Below are 2,650 nucleotides of genomic sequence, written 5' to 3'. Positions count from 1 at the left end.
CTGGGTGCGGGAGCAGGATTTGAACCTGCGACCTTCAGGTTATGAGCCTGACGAGCTACCGGGCTGCTCCATCCCGCGGCAAGGCGGTGTGTGAGGAAGAAGGGTTCGAAGACAGTCCTTGGGACGGCTTGTTCTTGTGTATCTGGTAGACCCCGCGGCGACCTACTCTCCCGCGCCTTGAGACGAAGTACCATTGGCTCTGGAGGGCTTAACGACCGAGTTCGGAATGGGATCGGGTGTGGAACCTCCGACATAGCCACGGGGTCAACCAGACACACAAGAAGTTCGGGCTGAAGCAGCACGAATGTGCGTTAGCCCAAACAATAAAGAAGACATCGTCGCGTATATTTATCGGCAAGTAGAACCGAATGAGTTTTGCTGAGAAACGATCAAGCCGATCGGATTATTAGTACCAGTAAGCTTCACGCGTCACCGCGCTTCCACACCTGGCCTATCAACGTGGTAGTCTTCCACGATCCTCAGCGAAGCCTTGTTTTGAGGTTAGTTTCCCGCTTAGATGCTTTCAGCGGTTATCTATTCCATACTTAGCTACCCTGCTGCACGGCTGGCGCCATGACAGGTCCACCAGAGGTATGTCCATCCCGGTCCTCTCGTACTAGGGACAGATCCTCTCAAGCTTCGAACACCCACGGCAGATAGGGACCAAACTGTCTCACGACGTTCTGAACCCAGCTCACGTACCACTTTAAATGGCGAACAGCCATACCCTTGGGACCTGCTCCAGCCCCAGGATGTGATGAGCCGACATCGAGGTGCCAAACTTTGCCGTCGATATGGACTCTTGGGCAAAATCAGCCTGTTATCCCTAGAGTACCTTTTATCCGTTGAGCGATGGCCCTTCCACTCGGGACCACCGGATCACTATGGCCGACTTTCGTCTCTGCTCGACTTGTCAGTCTCGCAGTCAGGCTAGCTTATGCCATTGCACTCGACGACCGATTTCCGACCGGTCTGAGCTAACCATCGCGCGCCTCCGTTACACTTTGGGAGGCGACCGCCCCAGTCAAACTACCCACCACGCCATGTCCCGGGACCGGATAACGGCCCTCGGTTAGACGTCAACGACAGTAAGGGTGGTATTTCAAGGATGGCTCCACCAGAGCTGGCGCCCCGGTTTCATAGCCTCCCACCTATCCTACACATACGGTCGCTAACGCCAAGGCGAAGCTATAGTAAAGGTTCATAGGGTCTTTCCGTCTGACCGCGGGAACCCCGCATCTTCACGGGGAATTCAATTTCACTGAGCCTGTGCTGGAGACAGTGGGGAAGTCGTTACGCCATTCGTGCAGGTCGGAACTTACCCGACAAGGAATTTCGCTACCTTAGGACCGTTATAGTTACGGCCGCCGTTTACCTGGGCTTCAGTTCGGAGCTTTCACTCCTCCCTTTAACCTTCAGGCACCGGGCAGGCGTCAGACCCTATACGTCGCATTGCTGCTTCGCAGAGCCCTGTGTTTTTGCTAAACAGTCGCTACCCCCTGGCTTGTGCCACTCATTCCTGCTTGCGCAAGGTGAGTCACGCTTATTCCGAAGTTACGCGTGCAATTTGCCGAGTTCCTTCAGCACAGTTCTCTCAAGCGCCTTGGTATGCTCTACCTGACCACCTGTGTCGGTTTCGGGTACGGTCTCTGCTGGAGTTATTTCCAGGGACGACGCCCCTGCAAGGACAATCCAATAAGCCCTTACAAGTTATGCCATCCGTCACTTCCAGCTGGTGCAGGAATATTTACCTGCTTCCCATCGACTACGCTTTTCAGCCTCGCCTTAGGGGCCGACTAACCCTGCGCAGATTAGCTTTACGCAGGAACCCTTGGTCTTTCGGCGACAGAGTTTCTCACTCTGTTTGTCGTTACTCATGTCAGCATTCTCACTTCCGATACCTCCAGCCAACCTCACGGTTGACCTTCACAGGCTTACGGAACGCTCCGCTACCGCTTGCAGTAAACTGCAAACCCATATCTTCGGCGCATGGCTTTAGCCCCGTTACATTTTCCGCGCAGGATCGCTTGATCAGTGAGCTGTTACGCTTTCTTTAAAGGATGGCTGCTTCTAAGCCAACCTCCTGATTGTCAAAGCAATCCCACATCGTTTCCCACTTAGCCATGACTTGGGGGCCTTAGATGATGGTTAGGGTTGTTTCCCTTTTCACGACGGACGTTAGCACCCGCCGTGTGTCTGCCCGATAGTTCTCTTGGGTATTCGGAGTTTGGTTAGTATTGGTACCGCTCGCGCAGCCCGCAACCATCCAGTGCTCTACCCCCCAAGGAATTCGTCGGACGCTCTACCTAAATAGATTTCGCGGAGAACCAGCTATGTCCAGGTTTGATTGGCCTTTCACCCCTATCCACAAGTCATCCGAGAATTTTTCAACATTCACCGGTTCGGTCCTCCAGTTAGTGTTACCTAACCTTCAACCTGCTCATGGATAGATCACCTGGTTTCGGGTCGTCATACGTCGAACTTAGCGCCCTATTCAGACTCGCTTTCGCTGCGCCTACACCTAACGGCTTAAGCTTGCTCGACACATGAAGTCGCTGACCCATTATACAAAAGGTACGCCGTCACCCCGCTTGGGGGCTCCGACTGCTTGTAGGCTTCCGATTTCAGGATCTGTTTCACTCCCCTTGTC

The 2,650-nt window shown here is 53.8% G+C and carries 1 tRNA gene and 2 rRNA genes (1 of these 3 running past the window's edge); all 3 read right to left on the bottom strand.

Features of this window, described 5'->3' with window-relative positions:
- Nucleotide 1: 1 nt before the first annotated feature.
- Nucleotides 2–78 (bottom strand) — tRNA-Met (locus ACI2KI_RS17445).
- A gap of 71 nt (nt 79–149) precedes the next feature.
- Nucleotides 150–264 (bottom strand): 5S ribosomal RNA (gene rrf, locus ACI2KI_RS17440).
- A 121-nt stretch (nt 265–385) separates the two neighbouring features.
- Nucleotides 386–2,650 (bottom strand): 23S ribosomal RNA (locus ACI2KI_RS17435); it runs 515 nt beyond the window's last position.

The sequence above is a fragment of the Brevundimonas sp. NPDC046655 genome (assembly GCF_044901625.1).
GTDB lineage: Bacteria > Pseudomonadota > Alphaproteobacteria > Caulobacterales > Caulobacteraceae > Brevundimonas.
The sequence above is the reverse complement of the archived record's forward strand: the minus strand, read 5'-3'. Positions and strand labels throughout refer to the sequence as shown.